The following is a 22,644-nucleotide window of genomic DNA, read 5'->3' as shown; positions in this document are numbered from 1 at the left end:
TTCAAGGACCGCTACCTGGAGCGCGTGGAGATCGAGTACGCCGGCATCGACCCCGTGGCTGCCGGCAAGGAGGTCACCGTCACCACCCACGGCACCGCCAACTGGTGGTACAAGCGCGTGAACGGGAAGGACTACGACAACCTGGACGCCCGCGCCCGCGTCATCCAGCAGGGCGCGCTGGACACCAAGGGCTCCTTCGACAAGGCGTCTGCCCTGCAGGTGTTCCGCCCCGCGCTGGAGCTGCACACCTTCGGCCAGTACGGCGAGTGGGACTACACCGACACGCACACCACGGACGATGGCGCCAGCATGGACGGCAGCCGCACCCTCACCACGGTGCCCTACGACCGCGACTTCAAGCTGTTTACGCGCCTGTGGAACCAGCGCGGCTACTCCACCCTCGACGACGTGGACGTGAAGACCACGCTGCCGCTCAAGTGGGAGACGGGCATTGCCCAGGCCGACGGCTCCACGGTGAGCGCATGGACGGGCTTCCACACCACCAAGATCACCGTGGCGCACCCCTTCCTCGAGTGCTTCGAGGACGAGGGTCTGGTGGGCACTGTGGTGCTCAAGGGCTACGTCGACGATGACGGGACGACCGCGCGCGAGGTCGTGCTGGAGCCGGCCGACGACTACGTGCCTGGCGCCGGCAAGCTGCCCACGAAGTTCGTGGTGAAGAGCAGCACCGTGACGCCGGATGCGTCCGACCCTGACTACGCGCGCCTCTCCGAGCTGGCGGTGACCGATGACGGCCTGGTGATCGGCGAGGAGTTCCTGTACTTCTGGGGCATCGCCAACCTGGCGAGTGCTGAGCTGCACAGCTGGAAGAACATGGACTGGGAGCACAGCGCCGCCGGCAAGGAGGCGCAGACCTTCACCTTCGACGGCTACACCGACGCGAACTTCGCCACCACTGAGCGGATGACCACCACGGCCACCAACCACCTCAACGGCATCCGAGAGGCCCCGCTCGGCAGCGACTATGAGGTTCTGCGTCGCGACGGCTCCGACGTGTACGTGTCGAAGATGTACTTCGACACGGTAAGCCGCTCGGGCTTCTGGGACAACGGTACCGGCACCGCCGGCACCGACCGGTTCAACCAGGGTACCGATGGCTCGTGGGATTCCACCCATTGGAAGGCGGACAGCTACACCGCCGGCGGCGAGAGCAACGGCGCCCTCGATGCGGGCTATAAGGCCCAGGTATCGCTGCTCGCCGACTTCCGCCAGGTGAACAGCGGGCCGGGCGCCCAGTCCTACGCGCCCGAGTGGTCGTGCCACACCGAGCAGGGCGGCGCCTCCTACGTGGGAGCCCTCACCTACAACTCCGGCGCGCTCATCCACCTGACCCAGACCATGCCGGCCGGCTATTTCGACGCCTACTACGTGAAGGTGCGCAGCGCCGCCGTGCCCTACCTCAAGGGCATCACCGTCACCTACAAGAACGGCGACAAGCTGTACGTGAGCGAGCAGGAGATCCGCGACGCCTGGGCGAGCGGCGAGGCGTTCTCCAAGCAGGCGGACGTGGACGGCCAGAAGTACTTCCGCCTGAACCTGCTCAAGACCAACGCCGCCGGCCAGCCCGAGGCCAGCTTCGGCAGCTCGGCCGAGGCCGACCAGTACGCCCGCAAGGACGGCATCGCCGACTACCAGAGCGTGGGCGAGCCGGGCAACCCGGTGACGAGCATCACCTACGACGTGTCCATCAACCAGGGCCAGTTCGCCACTGCCGCCAACCTGTTCGCCGACGGCACCTTCGAGGCGAGCGGAGATGCCTGGCAGAGCGCAGGCCAGCCCGACTACGGCACCTGGTACGGTGTGAGCAACGGCGATTGGGCCGACTGGCTCAACAAGATGGCCTTCGAGACGACGGGCCGCACCTACGCCGTGACCGGCGGCGACGGCGTGAACGTGCAGTCGAGCGTGACCATGGAGGTGGGCGGCGACCTGTCGGGCAACGTGCGCCCGCAGCACAAAGCCGTCACGCGTTATAACGCCCCCAAGGGCCCCAACTCCTCCGACATCAAGAGCAACTGGTCCTACCAAGACTACATCTGCCATGACAGCTACTGGAGCCATCACCACATGGAAGGCCGCATGCGCCATCTGGTGACCAACCAGCACCTCATCGTCCACGAGGACGGCAACTACGTGCGCAAGGACACGGTGACCAACGCCTCCGGCGCCTACGGCAACCGCCTGGGCAACTACGGCTACGAGGACGCGCGCTTCGCGGACGACTACCACTACGCCATGTCGTTCTACCGCAAGAACATCCGCTGGTTCTACAACAGCACCGACTACCGCTCCGGCGACGACTGGTACGACACCTACGCCTCGTTCGCCGACCGCATCACGCTGCACGACACACTGCCCAAGTGCATCCCCGACAGCGACCTGGAGTACTACGGCTACCTCTCCACCGGCTTCCACTTCCTCAAGGACTCGGGCGTGTGGAAGCACCTGTCCGACTACGAGAACGCCTCCATCACGCTGACCACCCGCCAGTGGGATGCGGCGGGCGACAGCTACGCCGAGGGCGCCGCGCGCACCATCGTGGTGCGTCGCGACGGCCAGTACGAGGTGACCTACGACGGCAGCGGCGCCGTCACCGGCCAGACTAAGCTCAACGACCAAGGCCTCGACTATATGGTGGCCAACCCCGGCTCCACCGGCGACGGCTTCCTGAAGTTCGGGCGCCCCGACGAGCGCGAGGCGGCGGTCATCGCCAACGCCTACGGCACCTACACCACCAACCCGGATGGCACCGAGGACTATAACCGCACGGGCGCCGAGCCGGCCACCGTGCCGCTCAAAGAAAACGAGTTCGTCACCTCCTACGTGATGGACCTGGGGCCCTACTACGGCAACGGCGACTCCACGTCCGAGATAGCGGGCAATCCCGTCGACCGCGACGCGGCGGACGCGGCCACCGACTTCTACCTGCTGGGCCGCCCCTACATCTACAAGGGTGAGAAGAACCCGCTCACCGGCAGCGTGAGCGACAAGGCCGACGCCACCAACTCGTTCAACGCGCGCTACTACCGCTACGCCGACCCGCTCAAGCCCCTGGCCTCGGGCGGCTGGAAGGCCAGCTCCAACGCCGGCGTGGAGCACCAGGAGTCCGACCGGGGCTACTACCTGGGCTACCTCATCCCGTTCAAGGACAACTACAGCCTCAACGCCAAGAACAACAACGCCTCGGACGTGTCGATGTACGACTACGCGCGCGACAACAAGACGCCCAACCTGGCCGAGTTCGAGGCGCGCTTCTGGAACTCGGAGGACGAGGACATGGGCCTCGCGTTGGATGCGCGTCCCGACGGCCCCAACCGCATCGCGCACATCAGCCACGCGCGGCTGACGAGCGAGCTGCACGACACCTTCCGCCTGCAGAAGGTGTACGTGCCCGCCGAGTTCGTGCCCGATCACACGGGTCACGACGTCACGTGGTTCCAGGCCAACAAGTTCACTCTGACCATCCGCAACACGGTGGGGACGACCACGCTCACCAAGGACGTCGTGCTCACCTGGAAGGATATGCGCGACGCCGGCATCCTCTCCGACGCGCCCCTGGCCTCGGGCGATCATGCGGGCGACTACGTGATTGACGTGGAGAAGTACCTGCGCGACCATGCCGACGAGCTGACGCTGTCCTATCAGGCAGTCGACGCCACCAACACCATTCCCGGCTTCAAGGGCGACGCGACGGTGGACCTCACCTATGCCAAGCCCGCAGTGGCCAAGGTGTCCTTCGAGTTCGACTCGCCCAACGCCGACCGCGCCAAGCCCGAGACCATGCTCGACTCGGGCGAGTACCTCTCGCCGCTGCGGGAGCGCAACCTGACCGCCTCGGCGGGCGCGACCTCCCAGCTGGTCGACCGCGACGGAAAGGCGCTGCCCGCGGGCACCCAGCCCCACTACACCTACGCCTTCGACGGCGTGTACGTGGATCGCACCGTCGAAAACTTCAAGGCCGCCACGGCCACCACGGCCACCGACCTGGAGGCGGGCCGCTGGGACTACACCTCCACGCCCACCTTCTGCAAGGACGGCAACGACTTCGACACCTGGAAGCTGCCGAACAAGCTGGTGGTGGACCAGGTGGCCACCAAGGATCCCAACTTCAAGGCCCTGGCCGACCAGTCGAAGAATACGGCGGCCCCTACGGCCAACTACCTGCTGTCGCACCGGCTGGCCATCATGGAGACCTCGCTCACCCGCGGCAAGACGGTGCAGACCGACGCGGGGGCCCAGACCGTGTTCGCCTACGACTTCGATGACCGCTCCATCACCACGCCGGTGAGCTACGACCCCGCCTCGGGCGAGGTGTCGGACATCCCCAACGGCGACGTGTACGCCGGCGACTACATCGAGTACCTGCTCTACGTGGGCACCGACGAGTGGCTGGACGAGGCCGCCAAGGAGCCCTCGCTGCCGCTCGAGCAGGTGGACGCCCGCTTCGACACGGCTCCCGGCCAGCGCGTGGTGGGCTGGGAGGTAGCCAAGGTGCAGAAGGCCGACGGCACGTGGGTCAACGGCAACGCCACCGGCCTGGACGTGAAGGCCTTCATCTCCGCCGACGACGGCTCGGCCCAGCGTCCTGCGCCCGAGAAGACCGACCTGTCCCTCGACGCCGGCGCCGAGGGCCTGAGCCAAAACCGCGACCTGCTGTTCCAAATTGGCGAGTACGATGCGGCCGACCCCGACGCCTCGGGCATCGCTCCGGGCAAGGGCCTGTGGCTGCGCGTCATCACCCAGGCGACCGACGAGCTCAACGACGATCCGGACTACCACGACGACGGCAACACGGCCTACGAGGACGACAACCCCAGCTACCAGAACCAGACGGTGGAGTCGAACTTCTACGCCGTGGCGCGCCCGAAGCACGGCTACACGCAGTACCGCGCCACGAGCCTGAGCCACGGCAAGGGCGGTCTGGACTGGGAGAACAAGACCGGCTATGCGACGGATTCCACGAGCCCGGGCAGCGCGCTCGAGCCCATCCGCTACGCGTCGGTGAACGACATCGCCCTGCGCTACGACGGCAAGGGGCAGCTGGCGGCTCGCGACTACTCCAACATCCGCTTCCACTACCACAAAGACGATGTCATCAAGCTGGACGCCCAGTTCACCACGAACACGCCCTCCAACTCGGCCGTGACGGCCGACGGTGACGGCAACCCGGCCCAGCTGACGGTGAGCGACATCGAGAACTACACGCGCCACACCAACGACCTGCAGGTGACCGTGCGCTTCACCGACGGCAACGTGGGCGGCGATCCCTCGGGCAAGGTGCTCTTCGAGCTGACCGAGACGCCCAAGATAGCCGCGTCCAACAAGACGGTGCTCACCGAGGGCGGCGCCGTAGTTGACCTGCGCTATCCGAAGGACATGCCGGCTAACGGCGTGGGCCCGGCGGAGGGGGAGGACGGCGCCCTCGTGCCCGGCCGTCCCGCCATCAAGGTGGAGTACTTCGACTCCGGCTATCCCGCGGCCACGGCCGATCCCGCCGCCTACGCCCTGCAGCCGGCGGCCCTCATGACCGGCACCGATCTGGCGCGTGCTGCCTCGGCGCCGGGCAAGTGGGTGAGCTACGCCGAGCTGGTGGCACGCTACGGCACCGCCACGCCGGATGCGACTGACGAGGGGCACTCGGCCAACGGCAACCTCTTCCGCAAGGTCACCGGCGTGCGCTGGACCTACTACGACGTGCCGGCCACCAAGGACGGCGCGGCGCCCTACGAGCTGGAGGACGTGGCCCTGGTGGGCGTGGGCCGCTACGCGGACCTGCGCGCCCTCTCGGCTCAGCTGCCCAGCAGCGAGCAGGCCAACAGCTGGACCCCCACCGACGCCGCCGATCTGGCGCTGACTCACTACCACAATGAGTCCACCGTCCTCGACTTCTACGACGACCCGGTAGCCGGCGCGGCCCCTGCCCCGGCCGCTCCTGGCGCGGCGGTCGAGCACGGCCAGTGGCTCACCAAGCAGGACGAGGGCGCCACGCGCACCCTCAAGGTGTACCGCCGCACGCCGGTGATGCAGTTCCAGGGCCAGGTGTTCCAGACCGAGGCCATGGCCGAGGCGGCCTGGGACGTGAACGCCGCCCAGAAGCTCGGCTACGTGCCCGGCGAGCAGTTCTGGTACAAGAACTCGCTCAAGAACGTGCCCAAGGGGACCAACCCCGGCATTCGCGAGCTGGAGGGCGATCTGTACAACCCCGTGCTCTACGAGCGTATCCCCTCCGACTACCTGAAGACGACGGACGGCGGCCAGATAGACGCCGCCTACCTGGAGAGCGTGCTGCAGGTGCGTTGGACCGACCGTGACGGCGACGACGTGTCCGCCGCCCGCCTGAAGGGCATGCGCCTGAAGGTGGAGGCGGTGGCTGAGGGCAGCGGCGAGGCGCTCGACTACGGCGGGGCCATGACCTATGCGCGCGCCGCGGCCACGCGAGGCCACGCAGGGTACCGCGCCTTCACCGACCTGAACCCCACGGCGGCGAACGCCAGCCGGCCGACCGAGTTCACGCTGCTCAAGATATCCTGGGTGGCTGACGGCGACGACGCCGGCAGCGAGGTCGACCCTGATGATGCGGCCAGCCGTCCGGTGGACGTGGCCACGCCGGGCAACTCCCGCATGGAGGTGGGCGACCTCATCGAGGTGTGGTTCCCGGTGCGCGCGGCGGTGGACGGCCTGCCCCAGGTGTACCTGGACCTGGGCGCGACGGGCGCCCTCACGGGCAACGCGGGCGTGGAGCCGGCGTACTTCCCGCGCATGGGCGAGTACTACTACTATCCCTACGCCTATGGCAATAGCGCCTCGGGCCGCATCAACCAGATGAACGGCACCATCTTCGACGGCACCCATGAGATGGGCAGCCCGGTGTACGTGAACACGGCCAGCAACCTCATGGACCTGGACTCCCTGCTGCTGGACTCCGCGTTCTCGGGCGACAAGGCCGAGCAGACCGACGTGTGGGAGATGTTCGACGGCTCGCTCACGTGGATTCCCGGCGTGGAGACCACCCACCAGCCCTATTACAACTGGTGGGACGTGAACAACTGGGGCGTGGAGGGCTCGCGCGGCATCTTCCTCGACGAGGACGTGCGCACCGCGCGCAACAAGCAGCGCGTGCGCTACACGCCGCGCCCCTACGCCGACACCGTGGGCGACGCCAAGGGACTGCTGCCCTCCAGCACCCGCTACGAGGGCTGGTGGGACAGCGGCAGCGCCAACACGGGCGGTACGGCCCAGGCCAACGACAACGGCTCGTCGCTCACCAACCGCTACGTGCGCGACTACTACTCGTTTGTGACCAAGGCGCGTACCCAGGGCGACATGGACAGCCAGACCGAGCGGTGGGGGAGCACCGTGCCGCTCGTGTGGAGCGAGACCCGCGTGCACATGCAGAAGGCGTGGCTCGCCACGTCAAGCGACTTCATCACCGATCAGGACAGCGATGCCAAGGCGTCGCGCAAGTACCCGAGCGGCGTGGACAGCCGCTACTGGTGGCGCGTGGGCGATACCGACTACGCCGGCCAGCGGCTGCGTGACCGCTCCGGCCTCATGAACGGCCACTACGTGACGGCCCTCGAGTACAACCAGGACTTCACGAGCCAGCTCATCGCCTACAACTACGGCGACCGCACGCTCGACGGCGTAGAGTTCACCTACGTCATGCCGCGCGGCGTGGAGCCCAAGTTCGCGGACAACGCGGCGGCCGACGGCATCGACATGGGCGACCTGGCGGCGCTCTCGGCCCTCTTGAACGATGAGGCCACGGCCAAGGCCTACGTGATGACGAACCGCGGCACGCCGCAGGATCAGCAGTACGACCCCCATGTGTCTGATAAGACGTGGGATCCCATCGACCAGGCCAAGGTGAGGATCGAGGTGCTCCAGTCGCCGGCGAGCGCCTATGCCGGCTACGACGCCCCGAGCGCCGCCCAGGATCCGGGCGTCTACCGCAGCGGCGCCACGCCCACGGTGGCCGACCTCTCGGCCGATACCGAGAAGTCCACCTACACGAGCGTGCCCTCGGACAGCGCGAACGCCCACAGCGCCGAGTACCGCGACAGCTCCCAGCCCTGGGTCATCCGCGTGACGGTCGAGCACGACCTGGGCAAGTGGTACGGCCGCGCCATCGACGGCACGGACGCCAACACGGCCGACCCGGACGAGTATGGCGACAACGGCTACCAGATAGCGGTCAACCTGGCCTCGCACGTGTTCGGCAGCAACGAGGACGGCGCCTGGTACGACCGTTTGCTCACGCGCCCGGTGGACGTGAAGCCCGCAGGCGACGACACGGCCGCCGGCCAGGAGCCGAGCAAGTCGAGCGCCTACTACCAGGTGATGGACGTCGATCACTTCGAGGGCGGCCACCATGAGGGCCAGAAGCATATGCAGGTCTACGGCATGGACTGGAAGGAGACCATCAACACGCGCTGGCTCGGCGAGCAGACCTACCAGCAGCTCTACGGCTCGCCCAACATGCCGTCCATCAACGGCTACACCATCCAGAACGCCACCGTGCGCACCGATGAGGGCAACGCCATGGGGTCGGTGGCGCGCAACGACGGCTTCGACGGCTTCTGGAGCAAGGCCTACAAGGGCGGCGACGCGGCCGTGGGAGCCGACGCGGTGGTATACGCCCAGACGGGCACCCGCGCCGTGCAGCGCAAGCCGCTCGTGCGCGTGTGGAACACCATCGGCGAGAACGGTGTGTCCGGCGATTCCACCGACTACTACCTGGCGGCCGAGACCGACACGCGTCAGCTCAACATCCACGTGGAGAACCGCTACTGGTGGGATCAGTACGCCCGCTACTCCTGGTACAACTGGGTGCAGGAGCAGCGCACGGCCAACTACACCACCAACGGCGGCCAGAAGGGCGACCTCATCCTGCCCGTGGTGACCACGGTGCTGCCCGAGGGCATGGCTCCCGTGCACCGGGGCACGCGCAAGCCCTACGGCGAGTGGCCTGGCGTGGAGCAGGAGATGGATCTGGCCGACTGGGACGTGGCCTACTCCTACAACGCCTACGCCGGCAACACCGCCGAGGTGACGGCCAACGAGGCGAACGACTGGAAGGGCGCCAACTTCCGCGCCACGGTCACCTACGAGCAGGTGAACCCCGAGACCTCCTATGACGATGACGAGCCGCAGTACCGCTTCGTGGTGCGCTTCACCGCGAAGGGCGACGACCTCGACCATGCCGAGGATGCCGAGCAGCGCATCCCCGCGCTGGGCATGGACACGTTCAAGTTCGACATCTCCCTGGTGGAGGAGCCGGAGTGGCCGGAGGAGCCCGATCACCTGGAGGCGGGCCGCGCCAACGAGAACATCCGCACCTACGTCACCTCCAAGATGACGGGGTACCAGTTCCTCACCGACAACGACATAGCCAACAACCCCTTCACCGTGGGCGCGCCGGCGCGCTACCGCGGCGAGACGAGCGTTGGAGACAACCACCACGTGGTGGATCGCTACTTCGACAAGCGCCTGGACGCGCCGGTGGAGTCGTACCTGACCACATGGCGCGATGACTCCTCTTCCGAGGGCCGCCACAACGACACCACGCCGCGCATCTCCGACACCTATGAGAAGGACTCCCACCGTCCTGCCGACTACCAGGATCAGAGCGACTACTACAAGCGCTGGGTACGCTTCATGGAAACCGGCGCCCTGCCGCGCAACTACTACAACGACGGCACCCAGACGCGCGAGGGCGTGCAGAAGAGCCCGCTCACGGGCTACTTCGGCAAGTACACCGAGACAGACGGCACCTACGGCGCCGGCCTGAAGTCGGTGGCGCTGGCCGGCCCCGAGGGCGACAAGGGCCTCAACGCGTCGGACTACACCTTCCGGCGCCAGTACGCGCTCTCGTCGGCCACCACCCAGGGCCTCAACGGCAACGATGCGGCCGAGGTGACCGAGAAGTTCCAGGCCAAGACGGCTGACGCGCCGCGCACCCACACCGATGCGGGCGTCTACGCCACGCTCAAGCTGCGCTTCGTGTCGCCCACGTTCAGCTCGTCCTACGAGGCGGAGCTGGAGCCGGCCGACCGGCCGCGCGACGACGACCCGGCCACGTGGTCGGGGGCTTCGACGTCCACGGGCAAGGGCGCCCAGGGCACGAACGTGCTCAACAACGACGGCACGGTGAGCGCCGCCGGCGACCCGGACAAGCCCTTCGAGTACGCCGACACCCCCTGGTTCGCCGCCACCCTGCGCTGCGCCAACCCCGACGGCACCGCCAGCGTGGGCGGCCGCGGCGCGCTCAACCACGGCAAGCTCGTGTTCGCCCTGTACCTGCCCGACTTCGTGACCTTCTACGACCACGACAAGCTGGTGAACGCCGAGGACGACGCGACGGGCGCCTTCGAGCGCTACCTGGCCGACTACGAGGGGGACGACTACGCGTTCTACGTGGAGCGCACCTATAAGGACCGCCACAACGGCAACGCCGTCACCCACGAGAAGCTCACCCCCAAGCAGCTGGTGGCGCGCGGCTGGACGGTCAACGTGACCACCCAGCCCGCCTACGACGAGAACAACTTCACCGACCCCGACTACGGCAAGCCGGACGCCGACGACCCGACCGATGCTCCGGATGACCCCACGGTCAAGCCCAAGGCCCACGAGGGCGAGGTGGTGGTGTTCGAGCTGGCCCCGCCCGACGACGCCTCCGACGAGGAGTTCGACAAGTACGACAGCCTGCTGGCGGCCTACTGGGGCGGCGTGCATCCCGATGGCTACCTGGGCTACCAGGACGTGGTGACCCTCAAGGTGCGCACGCGCGTCGACAGCCTGGGCTCGGAGGAGTCTGCTACCGACGGCATGCTGGTGGACGGCCGCCCCGTGGGCTACAAGGAGCAGATGGACACCATCCGCTCGTGGGACGGCGAGAGCTGCCAGGCCTACTACACCACCGAGGAGCGCCAGCTCCAGTGGATGCAGGGCGACGACTGGGATCACACCTACACGGCGGGCGACAAGGCGGGCACCACTGCCTCCAAGCCGGTGCGCCCCGACGACCCGCTGGCCGACTTCGGCGTGGATGACTTCGCCGCGCAGTCACCGGTGCGCTTCTTCCTGAGCGGCACGAAGGCCCAGGACAGCCCTGCCTACGTCGACCAGGTGACGGGCGACGAGATGCCCGCCATCGACCTGGACTGCGACGGCGAGTACGACGACGTGTACGTGGGCGCCCAGGCGGGCTGGTTCCGCGTGCGCAAGCCCATGGCCAGCGTGCGCGCCGACACCGCGGTGCTGCGCCGCCAGATCACCGACCCCGATTTCACCACCGTCACCTTGGCCGACGACGGCCATGACGGCGGCAACAACCAGTTCTACCTGACCCAGGCCATCAACACCGGCGGCGCGGTGAACAGCTTCATCGTCGACTGGCAGGTGCCGTGGTGGTCCACGGGCGACTCCACCATCACCGATGCGCCGTTCCAGAGCAAGACGACGCCCATCGGCCGCATCGAGCCGAGCATCGCGCGCGTCAACACGGGCGTGTGGGAGGTTCCGGGCGCCGCGTACAAGTACGTGGATGCCGCCGGGGCCGAGGTGGACGCCAGCACGCCGGGCGCCCGGCGCGTGCCGGCCAACGAGGAGGCCGAGACCGAGAGCAAGCTGCGGGTGTTCGTGTACGTCCGCAAGGCTCCCAACGACCCCTCCGCCGCCCTGAACGGCTACGACGAGCAGAACGGCGCGGCCTACATCGATCATGAGAACTTCGCGCTGCCCGGCACCGATGCCGACCGCGACTACTTCTACGGCGAGGACGACGCCGACGACTTCAACACCGCCGACGGCAAGCGGGGCACCTGGCAGCTGGTGGGCAGCCGCGCGGGCTATGCCGTCTCCGACAAGCAGAACACCGCCATCCCCATCAACTCGGCCGGCAACGAGGACGTGCGCCAGGTGCGCTGGGTCATCAAGGCCGTGGGCGAGGACGGCGACGTGTCGAGCGACTACGAGTCGCACGTGACGCCGGTGCCCCATGGGTTCCGCCTGGCGGTGGACGCCATGCCCGACGACCTGTCCACCCCCGAGAAGGAGGCGGCCACCAAGGGCGCCCAGGAGGCCGACGACATCGACCCGAACCGCAACAACATCGGCTGGCAGTGGTACACCATGTCCAACGGCGACTACCTGCTCAACGCCGACGGCGAGAAGATGCTCAAGAACGGCACCGACATGCCGACCACCATCACCAGCAACGCGGCCGGCGTGCTGAGCCATACCCGCGTGAGCGAGGACCCCACCATCCAGCAGCGGCCCATCCCCCTGTACGAGAAGATGCGCAAGGGCACCCACCTGCTGGCCACTGGCGTGGACGACGGCATCTCCGTGCTGGCCGAGGGCGACGTGACCGGCGCCACCACCGCGTCCCACATCAACCACTTCGTGAGCGCCGTGCCGCGCTACGACGACACCAAGTTCGTGGAGGCCGAGCGCGACCGCGCCGGCTTCTACCGCGACCCGGAGTTCCCCTACATCAAGATCGACATGAGCCAGTCGTACTTCTCGGGCAACTACCGCACCGAGTACTCCTGGAGCACCGGCACCCCCGCCATCGACCCCGGCGGATCGCGCATGATGCGCTACTCCGTCCAGCTCACCAACTTGAGCGCCGAGCAGCTCGCCGCCCTGGGCGTGACGGGCGCGGCCAAGGTGGACTACTGCTCCAACCCGCAGATATCCATGCTGCTGCCCTTCATCGAGGGCTACGGCGCGGCCACGGCGCTCAGCGACGCGGACTTCCGCTACGTGCCCGCCTCGGAGGCGGCCAAGCCGACGCACCCGCTGAACATGGCCTACAAGAGCGTGGCCGTCACCCGCGACGAGCCCATCCTGGACAAGGACGGCAACCCCGTCTACATCTTGGATGGGGACGGGAACAAGATCCAGAAGACCGACGAGGACGGCAACCCGGTGTTTGACGAGGACGGCAACCCGGTGTGGCTCGTGGAGATGGACACCGTGGTGGTCACGCCTGCCCAGAACCTGAACGCCGTCAAGCCCATGTGGACCTACCGCGTGGTGGACGTGTCCGACGATCTGACCACCACCACGCCTGCCGACGCCTCTGGCGTGAACGACGTGCGCCTGTCTGACCCGCGCATCGGCGGCAGCCTGCTCATCGAGGACAAGGCCGGCTCGGCCACGGTGAAGACCCAGCGCAAGTTCATGAACTGGCGCTTCACCGGCGCGCCCTACGGCGACGGCACCCTGCGCAAGGGCAGTCTGGACATGGGCCAGGCCGTCATCGTGGACATCCTCATGCCCATCCGCTCGGACGCCAGCTCCGCGGTGAGCCGCGATCTGCTGATGGCGTCCAGCTACGCCTACAAGGACGGCAACTTCAACGGCTACGTGCCGGCCATCCAGACCACGGCCGACCGCATCGCGCTCGAGCGCGACTCGCGCGACGTGAACCTGGACGGCAAGACCGACCAGAAGATGGTGTGCATGCAGCTGGCCGCCCTCGGCTTCGTGTCGAGCGAGACCATCAGCCAGAAGAAGGAGTCCACCACCGACCTCAACTCCATGTTCAACGAGGCGGTCAACGGCCCGGCGGCCGCGCCTGAGGGCTCCAGCTACACCTACGAGATCTCCGCGCTCAACGTGGGCGCCGACGCCGAGAAGGCCAAGGGCTACATCCGCACCGCCTTCATGGACATCCTGCCCTACGAGGGTGATACCAAGGTCAAGCAGCTCATGGACGGCGAGCCGGTGGGCCGCAAGTCGCAGTGGAACGGCTGGCTGGACGATCTGGACTCCGTGAAGCTCGTGATGATGGATCCGCTGGACGAGGACAACCCCAACGGCCGCGTCATGGTGACCGAGGGCGCCGAGCGCGACCTCGAGGCAAAGCTGTGGGTGGGCCCCATCGCCACGCGCGGCGGCAAGCTGGTGCCGCTGCCCGAGTCGGGGATCACGTCGCCCTACGCCCAGTCCGGTGAGACCCAGGAAGACCAGTACATCATCGAGTGGATGGACGCCATCTCCCAGGATGACGCGGGCATGGCCTCCATCAACATGGTGAACCTCAACACCCTCAAGCAGTACGTGGAGGATCATCCCGACGAGGCCGAGAAGCTGAAGAAGGCCATCCGCTTCGTGTGGATGCGCGTGGTCAACGACAACTCCAACCTGCCGTGCCAAGGCTACATCCGCCTGAGCTACGACCTGCGCACCCCGCTCAACCTGCCCAAGTACAACGGCACCCTGACGGGCGACCGCGACTTCGACATGAACGAGGTGGACGGCCAGCCTGACGCCAACCCGGGCCTGGCCGCGCGCCTGGCCGAGGTGACGCAGTGGAACACCTACGCCCAGCGCCAGACCACCGGCGGCGCGTCGGGCAGCACCTCGCTCAAGGAAGAGGTCATGGCCGGCGTGTTCGTGGACGCCCCCGAGGGTCGCGGCTACATCGGCGACTACGTGTGGCTGGACACCGACTGGAACGGCCTGCAGGACGACACCCTGGGCGAGCTGACCACCGACGGGCTGGGCCGCTCGACCACCTACCACAAGGCCGACAACGGCCGCTTCCTCCTGTCCACCGACAAGGAGATCGACCCCCAGACGGGCGTGTGGACGGGCCTCTACGGCAACGGCCAGCCCACCTCGGCGCTGTTCAAGGACGTGAACTTCGACGGCGTGGCGGAGGATCCGGGCGTCAACGGCGTGAAGGTGGAGCTGCTCAACGAGTACGGCTGGCCGTGCAACCGCGACGGCGAGGTGGCCGTGCTGCGCAACGACGACAAGACCGGCTTCGAGGACCGCTGGGTGGTGGCCGACCCGCAGACGGGCGTGCCCCTGCGCAGCGACCTGGACGGCTACATCAGCGCCGACAACGGCGAGCCGTACTCCTACGTCACCGAGAGCGACTACTACGACAACAAGGGCTACTACATCCTGTCCAACCTGAAGCCCGGCAAGTACAAGCTGCGCTTCACGTTCCCGCAGGAGTACGCGTGGTTCTCGCTGACCACGCAGTCCATCGGCCCGGATGACGCACGCAACCCGCTTTCGGTGGAGCGCAAGAACAACCAGATGATCGCCACCACCACCAAGGCCATCGACGTGGAGGCCGTGGCCTACGACAAGGACAAGTTCGCCGCCGGCGAGCCCGATCCGGTGCATGAGCGCTACGACGCGCGCATGACCAGCTACGACGTGGGCCTGGCGCGTCCGGTGACCATCAACGGCGTGGCCTTCCGCGACGACATGCTGGAAGACCTCACCGAGGAGGATCCCGACGACATCAACGGCGTTCTCGACTGGGTGGGCGCCGACTGGGACAATGCCGACAAGCTGACCACCGAGGAGCTGATGGCCTCGGGCACCGAGCAGAAGGAGCTGCGCCTCCAGAACATGCGCGTGGTGGTGCACGAGTACGATCCGGAGACGGACACCTACGACCCCGAGCCGGCCATCACGGCCGACGGCGTGGCGGCGGCCTTCAACACCGACGCCCAGGGACGCTTCGAGTTCCGCCTCATTCCCGACCGCCACTACGTCATCACCTGCGAGGACAACCGCCAGCGCCTGCTCAAGCCCACGGTGTACACCTGGGCCAACGGCGGCCCGCTGGAGATGCCGGGCGCCAACGGCGTGTGGGACAACGACCTGAAGATCGTAGGCGGCGTCAACCAGACCGCGCCCTTCGAGCTGAAGGTGCCCGTGGACGATGCGGGCCATGCGGTGTACGAGAACGCGGGCCAGCAGTGGCTCGGCTTCAAGCACTATCGCAAGTTCGCCCTGGGCTGGGTGGACGGCACCAAGGGCTACCTGGGCGACTACGTGTGGAACGACGAGAACTACAACGGCGTGCAGAACGGCACCGAGACGGGCATCGCCGGCGTGAAGGTGACCCTCGAGCAGTACTGGTGGCGCCCCAACGGCCACGAGACCGGCACCGACGGCATCGACGGCGCATGGGTTCCCGTGCCCGAGGATCGCATGAGCGAGCGCCTGAAGGCCAGCCTCACCCAGACCACCACGCCTTCCGGCAGCTACATGTTCAAGGGCATCCCCACCTACGTGCCCGACCCGGAGGCCTCGCCCAACATCAAGGACGAGGACAAGAAGAAGTACCTGGCGGGCTATCGTCTGCGCATCGACCGCGAGCTTCTGCGGGGGCTCTCGGCCGACTGGGCGCTCTCGCTGCGCAACCGCGCGCTCGACGAGGACGGCAACCCCGACGAGAACCTGGACTCCGATGCGAGCAGCACCGTGCGCGCCATCCCCGCGCACCAGCAGACGCTCACGCCGGCGCCCTTCGCGGCGGACAACGCCTTCTCCTACTACCTGAACGAGGGGGCCGGCAGCACGGTTGCCGACAAGGACGTGGCGCCGGACGGCATGATCGTGGTGGCCGACCGGTACCAGGAGGGCACATCGCTCCCCGAGAACTCCGTGCTGGTGGGCGAGGGCAGCCGCTTCACCCGCTATGACCTGGCGGCGGCGGTGCGCGTGGATCACTGGGACGCGGGCCTGGTGGAGGTTCCGCGCTCCACGGTGACCGGCCGCGTGTGGCAGGACGAGGACTATGACGGCATCCAGTCCTTCGAGGCAGAGGTCGACGAGGACGGCAACGAGGTGACGGACGCCGAGGGCAACCCGGTGCTGGTGGAGCCCGGCGTGCCGGGGCAGGTGGTCACGCTGACCCAGTGGTTCTACGACCCGGCCCGCACCAACCCCGACGACGGGGGCAGCCACTGGTTCCGCAACGAGGCCTTCGGCGCGGATGACCGCACCGGCGTGCGCGCCGTGGACGAGAACGGCGTGCCGCAGGAGGATGCTGACGGCAACCCCGTGTGGGCCGGGCCCGTGGTGACGGGCGGCACGGCCGCCAACGGCGTGGTGAGCGTGCGCACCGGCGAGGACGGCACCTACGCCTTCGACAACCTGCCGACGGCCTACACCGATCCGCAGGGCGCCCACTTCCTGGCGGGCTACCGCGTGCGCCTGGCCGAGCTCAACCACAGCGTGGACGCCAACGGCAACGACAACTACTGGCTGCTGTCGCGCTACCATGCGACCGACTCCGACGCCGCCGACGAGGAGGGCGCCGCCGCGTCGACGGGCCTCGACTCCGACGTGCCCGATTCGGTGGAGTCGCTCGTGAACATGGTGGTGCAGGGCCGCGAGGCGTTCAGCGCCGACAGCGCGGCCTTCGGCACCCGAGCCCATGACGGCCAGATCATCCTGGCGGGCGAGGTGGATGCCGGCGGCTACGAGCAGTGGCGCGACTCCCACGTGCAGCTGGGCGCGGGCGAGGTGCTCGTGTCCGACGAGGAGGCGCGCGCCTTCGACTGGCTGACCACCCGCGTGGGCGAGGACGAGGCCGTCGACGGCGGCGACGTGGGCCAGCTGCCGTCCCCGGTGCGTGACATCGTAGGCGTCATCTGGGACGACGTGGTGAACGACGGCATCCAGTCCGACGAGTTCGAGCGCGACGAGAACGGCGCGCTCGTGATGGGCGACGACGGCAAGCCCAAGCTGCTTGAGCCGGGCGTGAACGGCATCCAGGTGACGCTGGAGCGCTACGTCTCCGACGGCGCCGGCGGCTGGGAGGACGACCTGACCTGGGCCACCCAGGACGAGTGGGACGCCTACCGCGCCAACTACACCAACGGTCTGGGCGCGTCTGACCGCGGCCACAACCAGCAGACGGCCAAGCGCGAGGCGGCCGACGGCGAGCTGAGCGACGGCGTGTACCGCTGGAACGACCTGCCCACCCAGACGCGGGTGGACGGCGAGGTGCGCGTGTACGCCTATCGGATGCGCGTCACCGAGCCGCGCTACAAGACCCGCGGCTTCCTGACGGCCAAGTACGAGCGCGGCGACGACCCGACGCTCGACTCCAACCTCAACTACCACGACGCCTACCTCATGAAGGTGGACGGCTCGTCGTCGGGCGAGTACACCGTGCTGCTGGACGTGGCCGACGGCTCGTCGGTGGCCAGCAACAAGGTCCAGGCCGGCAACTCGTACAACGACAACTGGAACCTGGGGCTCATCGAGCGCCCGGCTGAGGCGGCCCGGGCCCTGGCGGCCCTGGGCGAGCCGGCTGCCCCGCGTGACACCGCGCCCACCGAGCCGGTGCTCACCTACGACGCCGCGAAGGGCTCTGACCGCGCCTACAACGACGGCGGCGTGCGCATGCCCCAGAGCCAGGTCATCTCCGGCTACGTGTGGAATGACCGCAACTACAACGGCCTCATCGACGAGGGCGAGCAGATGCTCGACGGCAAGCGCGTCATCCTGCGGCCGTGGGTGTGGGCCAACGGCAAGTGGAACGAGATGCCCGAGAGCGAGAGTATCGAGTTCATGACGGGCGCGGCCCTGAGCGGCTCGGGCCCCGCCGACCCGCAGCCGGGCGATCCGGGCTACGAGGCGGGCAAGCCGGGCTACTACGAGTTCCGCGACAGCCCGGTGTGCACCAACTACGATCCGGACGACCCGGACGGGCAGAACTACGATCCCGACAAGCAGTTCCTCATGGGCTACACCCTTGAGGTGCAGGGCGAGGGCGACGCCGGCGTGACGGGCCTGCCGGTCACGCGCCTGCTGGCGCAGCCGGCGAAGGCCGATGCCGACGAGGCGACGGACGACGCGGCCGACGCGCAGGCCCAGGCCGACGAGGTCAACTCGAAGGCCCATCGCCCCGGTGATGCCTCGCTGAGCAAGGACATCGTCACCCCGCTGGCCTACGGCGCGGGCAACTACCCGCTCGCCTGGGGCGAGCCCAACCACTTCGAGGAGCCCGACTTCTCCGGCACGGCGCGCGTGGCGGCCGATTCCGACGGCGGCTTCTCGGTGGTGGACGGCCGCATCGTCATCGCGGCGCCCACGACCAAGGCCGAGGCGACCGACCTGTACTACCGCGAGACGACGGCCGGCGGCTTCGACATCTCCGAGGGCCGCGACGAGCTGCGCCTGAACGCGGGCTTCGGGCCGTTCCAGACCACCGTCATCCGCGGCATCGTGTGGAACGACGAGAACTACGACGGCCTGCGCAACTTCCGCAACCCGCTCATCGACGCCGAGGGAACCACCCCGCCGGTGTCGGTGATCGACCAGGAGGAGCAGCCGGTTCCGGGTCAGCGCGTGTTCCTGACCCAGTGGTACCAGCATCCCGTGACGGGCGAGTGGACGCTCAACAAGAACTTCGGCTCCAAGCTGCCCGAGGTGGGCGACTTGACTGCCACCGACACCTCGGTGACGGTCAAGCGCGTCGTCGACGGCACGGAGTACGCCATCTACCCGACCGCCGGCCTGGCGCCGGGTGCGTTGCCCGACCTGACCACGCTCACGTGGTACGGCGATGACGGCGCGGCCAACCCGTGGCCGGGCAAGGAGGGCGTGTTCGAGGGGCTCGACCCGGCCGTCGAGTACGCGGTGATCTGCCGCCACGTGGCCGCCCGCGACGAGCTGTGCGAGACGCCGATGATGGTCATGACCCTGGGCGCCGCCACCGTGACGGGGCCCTCGGGCACCGTGCGCGTGTCGGCCGACTCCCTGGAGGTGACGGCCCCGCCGGCGGGTGACGCGCCCTACGGCTGGGAGTACACGCTGGCCGACGACCCGACGAGCCCCGATGCCGTGTGGGTGGCGGGCGACGAGGCGGGCCGCGTCGTGTTCGACGGGCTTGAGAGCGGCCGCTCTTACGCGGTGACGGCGCGCGCCCGCGGCAAGGAGGCCGTGGAGGGCCCGGGTACCGAAGGGCCCGGCACCGACGAGCCCGAGCCGGGTCCGGGGCCGGACGGCCCGGATGGCCCGGGCGATTCGGGCACCGATCCGGACGGGGGCGCCGGCGGCGACGCTGGAACTGCGGGCGACGGCGGCGAGCCGGCCGGCCGCGCGGGTGCGGATGGCGCTGGCGACGGCGATGCCGGCGCCGGTGACGCGGACGGCTCGGGCGATGGCTCGGGCGACGGCTCGGGTGACGGCTCGGGCGACGGAGACGGCAGCGGCGAGGCCGTGCCGCCGGGGCCGCCGCTGGCGCCGGTGACGGTCGTCACGCTGCCGGAGGGCGCGGGCTCCTCGGTGGGCTACGTTCCCAACGGCACAACCACGCCTCAGCCGTCGGTGACGCCGGCGCCCTTGGGGGCCAAGGCGTCCACCACCGACGCCCAGGGCATCTACGCCTTCGAGGGGCTGCCGAGCTACCTCCAGCTGGATGCCGCGGGCAATCCGGTTGCCCATGAGGAGCGCGGCGCCGCTGACGACGTGTGCCTCGTGGCGTACCGGGTGTCCCTGGGCGAGCTGAAGCCCGGGTTCGCGCCCAGCCGCTACGACGTGCCCAAGGCAGGCGCGGACGACCAGCGCTACGACTCCGACCTCACCCGCGACGAGGGCGGCCGCCTCGTGCTGGCCGAGCATTTCCTGGACGGCGCGGCTAAGCTGGCGCGCAAGGACGGCTACGTGCTGACGAGCGTGGAGGCCGCGGCTGGCGACGGCCATCAGTATGAGGACGCCTACAAGAGCGTCACCTATGACACCCCCAAGGCGCTGGCAACCCAGCGCGGCGGCGATGCCGGCGTGAAGGAGGTCTCGACCACCCACGTCTCCGGCATCGTGTGGGACGACCTCAACCACGACGGCATCCGCCAGACGGGCGAGCGCGGCCATGCCGGCCAGGCCGTCGTGCGCCTGACCCGCTACTGGTACAAGCCGGAGGGCGTGACCTCGGAGGCACCCGATGCCGGGACGCCCGATGGGGGAGACCCCGATGCCGGCGCGCCCGACGGCCCCACGACGCGGGACGCGGCTGCGGATGCCGGCCCGGGTGCCGGTGACGGCGGCGCGGACGGAACGGGGCCGGATGCTGGCGGCAACCCGGATGCCGGCGACGGTGCCGGCGGCACGGGCGACGACGATCCGGATGCCGGCCCGGGCGCCGGTGGCGGCGATGGCGCCGACGGCCCGGCCGCTGGCGATGGCGCCGACGAGGAGGAGGCCTTCGGGCCCGAGCCGCTGTGGGTCTACGACCGCGCGTTCAACGGCGAGGGCGAGGACGCCTACCCCGACCGCGAGCGCGTGGTGGAGGCCGACGGCACCTACCGCTTCGACGACCTGCCGGCCACAGGCCTCCAGGTGGTCGGCGGCGAGGAGATCCAGGTGGTCTACGGCTACCGCGTGAACCTGGTGGAGCTGCCGGCGGGCTACGACGCCACCCCGCGTGACCGGGGCGGCGACGCGACGGTCGATTCCGACCTCGACGACGCCACCACGCGCCTCATCCCCGACGAGCCGGTGGACGGTCTGATCCTGCTGGCCGTGCGCGAGCAGCCGGGCGAGGCGGCCGAGGTACTCATCGAGGGCCCGCAGGGCGCCAAGTGGTCGACGGCCACGGTGAAGGAGAGCGAGCATAACGACGCCGGCGTCGCGCCCTTCTCTTCGGCCCTCATCAGCGGCTGGGTTTGGGAGGACGCCGACAAGGACGGCATCCAGCTGGAGGACCTCTCCGACGTGAAGTACCCCGGCATGGTCGTCACGCTCGAGCGGCGCTCCACGTCGCTGGCCGACGCGGTGGCCGACGGCTGGCACAGCCGCACCACCGACGGCGTGAAGGGCAGCCACCTCGATCTGAGCGGCGAGCCGCTGGAGAAGGCCCCGCGCACCATCGAGTGGTTCGACCTCGGCCCGGCCGAGGGCCCCGACGGCCCGACCGATCCGGATGAGCCGAACAAGCCCGAGGAGCCGGGCGGGCCCGACGGCCCGGCCGATCCGGAGCCCGGCCCGGACGACGGCCCGGATGGCCCGGACGGCCCCGATGCGCCGGACGCCGAGGGCGACGAGCCCGGCTTCCCCGATGCGGCCGCCGCCGAGGATGGCCGCCTGGTGATGGACGAGCCCCTGCTGGCCATGGTTCGCGCGCGTCTGGCGGCCGAGGGCTCTGCGGGCGGCAAGGACGACGCCGACGCCTCCGACAAGAACGACGCCGACGACGATCCGGAGGAGGTCATCGACCCGAACGAGCGCGTCGAGTTCGACGGCATCCTCTCGGAGGGCACGTGGGAGAAGGCCGGCCAGACGGTAACCGACGAGGACGGCTGCTATCGCTTCGTCGTGCCGGTGGTGGACGCCCAGGGCAAGCCCTACCAGTACCGCCTGCGCATGGACAAGCCTGACGGCACCGAGTACGTGCCGCTGAACGTCGGCGACAGCGACGCCCTCGACAACGAGTGGGCGCACCTGAACCTGGTGGGCCAGCGCGTGCCGGAGCACGAGGGCGTCACCGACGTGCTGGCGCCGCTGGGCCGCAAGGCCTCGGGCCCCAACGCCTACGGCCTGACCTACGCGACCTTCGCGCCGGCCAGCTGGGCGCGGCACGAGGACGGCACGGGTAATCCGGTTGACCTGGGCCTTCACACGCCCATCGACCCGGAGGATCCCGATAATCCGCCGAGTCCCGATGACCCGCGCAATCCGCTGACGCCCGACCGGCTGCCGCGCGACCCCAAGCACCCGGTACTGCTGGGACTTCCCCAGACGGGCGACGACGTGAGCTGGATCTACCTGGTGCTCACGGCGGCAGGGGTTTCGGTGGCCCTCATCTTCCTGGCGCTCCTCTTCGGGCGCCGCAGGGAGGAAGAGGAAGCCTAG

1 protein-coding gene (running past one end of the window) is annotated in these 22,644 nt (G+C 68.8%); it reads left to right on the top strand.

Going from position 1 to position 22,644, the window contains the following annotated elements; translation table 11 throughout:
- A protein-coding gene (locus tag LPT13_RS00685) for an SdrD B-like domain-containing protein (RefSeq protein ID WP_242162524.1) crosses the window boundary here: on the top strand, window positions 1-22,644 show its 3' portion. The gene continues 6,012 nt to the left of window position 1, outside the view; the window shows 22,644 of its 28,656 coding nt (coding positions 6,013-28,656); its start codon lies beyond the left edge, outside the window; its stop codon occupies window positions 22,642-22,644.

Source organism: Adlercreutzia faecimuris, assembly GCF_022669055.1.
Taxonomy (GTDB): Bacteria; Actinomycetota; Coriobacteriia; order Coriobacteriales; family Eggerthellaceae; genus Enterorhabdus; species Enterorhabdus faecimuris.
This window is presented reverse-complemented; position numbering and strand designations above follow the sequence as displayed.